General features: G+C 60.9%; 5 protein-coding genes. 3 read left to right on the top strand and 2 right to left on the bottom strand.

What is annotated here, in order from left to right; genetic code table 11:
• The first annotated feature begins 388 nt into the window (after positions 1-388).
• Entirely contained in the window at positions 389-784 is a 396-nt protein-coding gene (locus AC1DWI_RS14015) for a YkvA family protein (protein ID WP_477670212.1), read from the top strand.
• A 74-nt stretch (positions 785-858) separates the two neighbouring features.
• Here the strand turns inward: AC1DWI_RS14015 and AC1DWI_RS14010 are convergent, their stop codons facing one another.
• Together AC1DWI_RS14010 and AC1DWI_RS14005 are read right to left on the bottom strand one after the other, a co-directional pair.
• Positions 859-1305 carry a type II 3-dehydroquinate dehydratase gene (locus AC1DWI_RS14010; RefSeq protein ID WP_477669963.1) on the bottom strand — a complete coding sequence of 149 codons (447 nt, stop codon included), beginning with the start codon at positions 1303-1305 and terminating at the stop codon, positions 859-861.
• Positions 1306-1318: 13 nt separating this feature from the next.
• Positions 1319-2329: a TRAP transporter substrate-binding protein gene (locus AC1DWI_RS14005; protein ID WP_477669962.1), complete on the bottom strand. Its 1011-nt coding sequence runs from the start codon at positions 2327-2329 to the stop codon at positions 1319-1321.
• Between the two features lie 241 nt (positions 2330-2570).
• On the opposite strand from AC1DWI_RS14005, the gene AC1DWI_RS14000 reads away from it, so the two are divergent.
• Positions 2571-3350: an IclR family transcriptional regulator gene (locus AC1DWI_RS14000; protein WP_477669961.1), complete on the top strand. Its 780-nt coding sequence runs from the start codon at positions 2571-2573 to the stop codon at positions 3348-3350.
• Between the two features lie 376 nt (positions 3351-3726).
• Positions 3727-4835 (top strand): cache domain-containing protein (locus AC1DWI_RS13995; RefSeq protein WP_477725047.1); only part of this gene is annotated, 1109 nt, incomplete at its 3' end.

Below are 4835 nucleotides of genomic sequence, written 5' to 3'. Positions count from 1 at the left end.
GTGCGGGGATGCACCCAGGAATTTTTTGCCTATTTTCACGGTCAACCGGACAGCCTTTCGCCAATATGGCTGGAGCTTGCCAGTGCTGAAAAACCTTGTGTGGCGATGACTGCTCTTGTCTGATCGTCGATACCTATTCCGCCTTACAAACTCGCGAATGAGCACCGGGTTTTTTGGAAATACCCAAGGCCTGCGACCTTTCAAATCGCTCCGCTCACAACCCTCATCCCCCTGTCAGAACTGACAGGTAGGGCATACACGGATCGGCTCGCAAAACTCAACATTTCTTCACAGACCTTCGACGGGCCCWGATAAACGACAGTCTGCAAACCGACGGAATCGGTGCAATCGATGTGATCATTCCAATCGCTGTGGCATGCTTGTGCGCATGACAGTGCGCGGCAAACTCGACAATTGGGCCAGACGGATCAAGCGCGATGGATTGACGCTCTGGTTCGCCGGCAAGCACCCGGCAACGCCCTGGTATGCGAAGGCGCTTGGGCTCTTCGTCGTGGGCTATGCGCTGAGCCCCATCGACCTCATCCCCGATTTCATCCCGGTGCTTGGATATCTGGACGATGTCTTGTTGCTCCCCGGATTGATCTGGTTGACCATCAGGCTCCTGCCCCCAGAGGTGCTCACCGATTGCCGTAACCGGGCCGATGAGTGGGTGAAGACGCAGGGCTCAAAGCCGCGCAGCCGGGTTGCTGCGGTCGTGATCGTGCTGGTCTGGATCGGATTCGCCGCGGCCTTGTGGATCTGGCTTGTCCCGCCGCGGTTGTAGCCTCTGCGCAAACTACTCACCGCGGAACTCGGCCCAGCGCCACCGCTGCGATCGGCAACCGTCCCGCTTGCCGGTCAGCCCGCCTTCACATCCTTCAGCGTTTCAACCAGTGCCCGCAAGCCGGCGGTATAGGACCGCCAGCCGAGGCCCTGGATGGTCGCCTTTACCGCGGGCGAAATGATGGAGTGGCTGCGCCACGCTTCGCGCGCGGCGATGTTGCTCATATGAATCTCCAGCACCGGGAAGGGCATGGCCTTGATCGCGTCATGCAGCGGCACGCCGTGCTGGGTCAGGCCTGCAGGGTTCAGCAGGGCGCCCTGCGCGCTGTCGATGTTCTCGTGAAATTTATCGATCAGCGCACCTTCGTGGTTGGACTGGAATATTTCCAGTTCAACCCCAAGCTCGGCGGCCAGCGATTGAAGGCTGGCGTTGATTTCGGCCAGCGTGGTCGTGCCGTAAATATGCGGTTCACGGCGGCCGAAAAGGTTGAGGTTGGGCCCGTGCAGGACAAGAATTTTCATAATGACTGCTGGTTTACTTGCGGATGCGTGCAAGTTCGGAGGTGTAGAGCTTCGTGGTCACCGGGTCGTAAGCGTTCATGAACCGTTCAACGACTGGTTTGGCCACTTGCCGCATGCGGCCCTGCTCAGCCGGGCTCAGCTCGTTGTATTGCATGCCCCTGGCCTGCAGCTCGCCCACGGCTTTTTGCGCCGCGGCGCGGCTGACCTGGCGCTGGTAGTCGCGCGTTTCGGCGGCCGCATCGTTCATGATCTTTTTCTCGGCCGGTGAGAGCTTGTCCCAAAAGCGTTTGCTCACCAGCACGATATTGGCTGCATACACATGGTTGGTGGCGCTGACGTACTTCTGGATTTCGTAGAACTTGTTGGACTGGATCACGGCAAAAGGATTTTCCTGGCCGTCGACGGCTTTGGATTCCAGCGCGCCGTAGAGCTCGGCAAACGGCATGGGCACCGGGTTGGCCTTGAAGGCCTTGAAGGTCTCCAGGAACACCGGATTGGGAATCACACGGATTTTCAGGCCGTCCAGATCTTCCGGCCTGGTGATGGGGCGTTTGCTGTTGGTGACATTGCGAAAGCCCAGGTCCCAATAACCCAGTGCGATCAGTCCCTTCTCCGGAAGTTTTGCGATGAGCGCCTGGCCCAGCGGGCCGTCAAGAAGCGCGTCCGCCTGCGCAAAGTTTGCGACTGAAAAAGGAAAATCGACCAGGCCGAATTCCTTGACGATGCCCGCCAGAGAGGTGGTGGCCGGCGCCGACATTTCCTGCACGCCGCCTTGCAGGGCGGACTGCTGCTGCAGCTCATTGCCCAGCGTTGAAGCCGGAAATTCCTGCACCTTCATCTTGCCGCCGCTCTTGGCTGCCAGCAGTTCACTGAAACGCTTGACGCCAAAACTTACCGGGTGGTCGGCATTGTTGAGGTGGCCGAACTTGATGGTGCGCTCCTGGATGTCCTGGGCCAACGCCGGGGCGGATGAAAGCGCCAGCAGCGCGGCTGCCAGGGTCAGTGACCTGCGATTGAACTGCATCTGGATGTCCTTTTATTGCGGAGAAAGAGGGGGAGGGCAAAGGGGCGGGGCAAGGCTGTTCGGCCAGATCGCACCCCAGACCGGCGAATCATCCGATAAAGTGGAAAGTCTTTCCATAATGGAAAACCATTATTATTTGAAGTGCAACCAGTTTCCAAGCCATGGCTAAATGTCGGCAAACGGCAAACGGCAAACGGCAAACGGCAAACGGCAAACCGGCGAAACCAGAGAGTCAAACCGCATGAGCACCCTTCTCGAAAGAAGCTTCAACACCCTGGAGCAATTGGCCGCGCACCCCGAAGGCCAAACCGTGTCCATGATTGCAGCCCGCCTGGACATGCCGCTCAGCGCTACCCACCGCCTGCTGGCAGAGCTGTGCCGCTGCGGTTATGTGCGCCAGGTGCGTGAGCAGGGCGAATACGTTCTCACCATCAAACTGGTCTCGCTGGGCCTGGGGTTTTTGAGCGCCTCAGGCATCGTCGATGTCGCGCAGCCCCTGCTCGACCATCTGGCCGAAGAATCCGGCGAACTGGTGCGTCTGGCCGTCGTCGACGGCGACGACCTGACCTTCGTCGCCAAAGCGCAGGGCGCGCGCCGTGGCCTGCGCTACGACCCCGACATGGGCCTGTCGGTTCGCCTGTCTTGCAGCGCCGCCGGGCATGCCTGGCTTTCCACCATGAGCGATGAAGAGGCATTGCGCCTGGTGGCCCAACAAGGCTTCGGCCCACCCAAAGACTTCGGCCCCAAGGCCCCCACCACCGTGAAGGCGCTGCTCGGCTTTGTGCACGCGGCGCGCAAGCGCGGCTTCAGCACAATCAGCGAAGTGTTCGCGCCCTCCATGTCCGCCATGGCCGCGCCCGTGCTGTCGCCCTCGGGCGCGATCGGTGTGGTCACGATTGCGGGGCCGCTGGTGCGGTTGACGCAAGTCAGGATGGAAGAGTTGTCCGAGGCGTTGCGGGCAACGGCCGATGAGATCCGGGCAGCCAGCGGGGCTTCGGCGCTGTTCAAGAAGCGGGCGTAGGCTTTCCGCGCCCCCGCTGAGGGCAGCTGATCGCACAGGCCTCTCGATACAGTGCAATACAAAGCAAAAGCGGCAATCGACAAATCGGCAAGGCGGGCCRCTCGCATGTAGCGCTTCCGTTATAGCCCGGGGTGTGTACTCCAGCAGTACATGTCGCAAACAGGCTGCGCCGATGTCACTATCTGTATCCATACGGGCGTCCAAAAATTTGCATTTTTGAAGATGCTCCCTCTGTATGCCGTCACGCTGAAAATTCTGACAAACGTCACAAAATGTGGAAGGCGAAAAGATACCCGGCAGGGCAGTAGCAACCGCCTTGTCAAAGGTATTACTGCAGCGTATCTTGCGATCAAACAAGCACAGCAGGGGGACACGCTTGAAAAAGTTGAAGTTGCTGACTTTTCACGCCAGGTCGATTCGCTCCCACCTGTTCTGGACCTACGCCGCGCTGGGCACGGTGCTTGTTGTGGCGCTCATGGTGCTGGCCGAGCTGGCCGCAAGCCGCATCGTGCTGGACGGCGCGCAGCGCGAGCTGGAGCAACTGGGCCGCCGCACGCAGGAGCAGCTGCTGCGCTTTCAGGAACCGGCCCGCGCCTGGCTGGAAGCCACCACCAATGACCCGCATGCCGGCCTCGAAGGCGAGAACGACATTTCAGTGCAGCGCATGCAGATGTCGATGCAAAACCGCTATCCCCAGATCGCCTCGCTGGTGTTCGGTTATCCGGACGGCAGTTACCTGCAAAGCATGGTGTTGCGCACCGAACGCGACCGGGCCTGGGCTAAATCGCTGCCGGAAGCCCGCTACGCGGAGCAGATCATCCGGGTCGACGAACACGAAAAGCGGGTGGAGGAATGGGTTTTTTACGACCAGCAAATGACCGCCATCGCCAGCGAACGGCGTCCCTGGGGCAACCGCTATGACCCCCGCAGCAGGCCCTGGTACGAGGGGGTGAGCGAGTTGAACCTGGGCACCTTCCAGGCCACCGATCCTTTTATGCTGCAGCTCCCGGCGGAGTTCGGCATGGCGTTGTCGCGGCCGCTCAGCGGGCCGAAGGGCGGCGTCGCGGCAGTAACGTTCACGGTCGCGGGCCTCTCGGATTTTCTGCGTGCGCGCAGTCAGGAGAGCCATGCCGAGCTGATCCTCTTTGATGAGCAGGGCCGCGTCTGGGGCTGGTCCGATGCAGACCGCCTTCGCCGTCTGCTGGCGTCCGGGCGGCCCGTGAGCCTTGCCGCGCTGAATGACCCCTTGTATGCCGCGTTGCCGCCGCTGATGACACAGGCCTCTCTGAAAGATACGCCGATTCATTCGATCGATGGCGCCGACGGCCAGCGTTTTGCCGCGGTGGTGATGCCGATCGAAGGCGTGTTCAGCCGCAAGGCCTATGTGGCCCTGGTGTCTGACCAGAACCTGCTGCTGGCGCAGGTGCGGCGTATGCGGTGGATGCTGCTGGGGGTGGGCGTGGCCGGGCTGGTACTGCTGATGCC

The sequence above is a fragment of the Polaromonas sp. P3_C2 genome, assembly GCF_056402675.1.
Note: the sequence above shows the minus strand (reverse complement) of the source record. Positions and strands in the feature narration are given on the sequence as shown.

Bases quoted from the DNA above. Each gene is read 5' to 3' on its own strand.
- AC1DWI_RS14015 (WP_477670212.1), top strand. From the start codon at position 389: ATGACAGTGCGCGGCAAACTCGACAATTGGGCCAGACGGATCAAGCGC.
- AC1DWI_RS14010 (WP_477669963.1), bottom strand. From the start codon at position 1,305: ATGAAAATTCTTGTCCTGCACGGGCCCAACCTCAACCTTTTCGGCCGC.
- AC1DWI_RS14005 (WP_477669962.1), bottom strand. From the start codon at position 2,329: ATGCAGTTCAATCGCAGGTCACTGACCCTGGCAGCCGCGCTGCTGGCG.
- AC1DWI_RS14000 (WP_477669961.1), top strand. From the start codon at position 2,571: ATGAGCACCCTTCTCGAAAGAAGCTTCAACACCCTGGAGCAATTGGCC.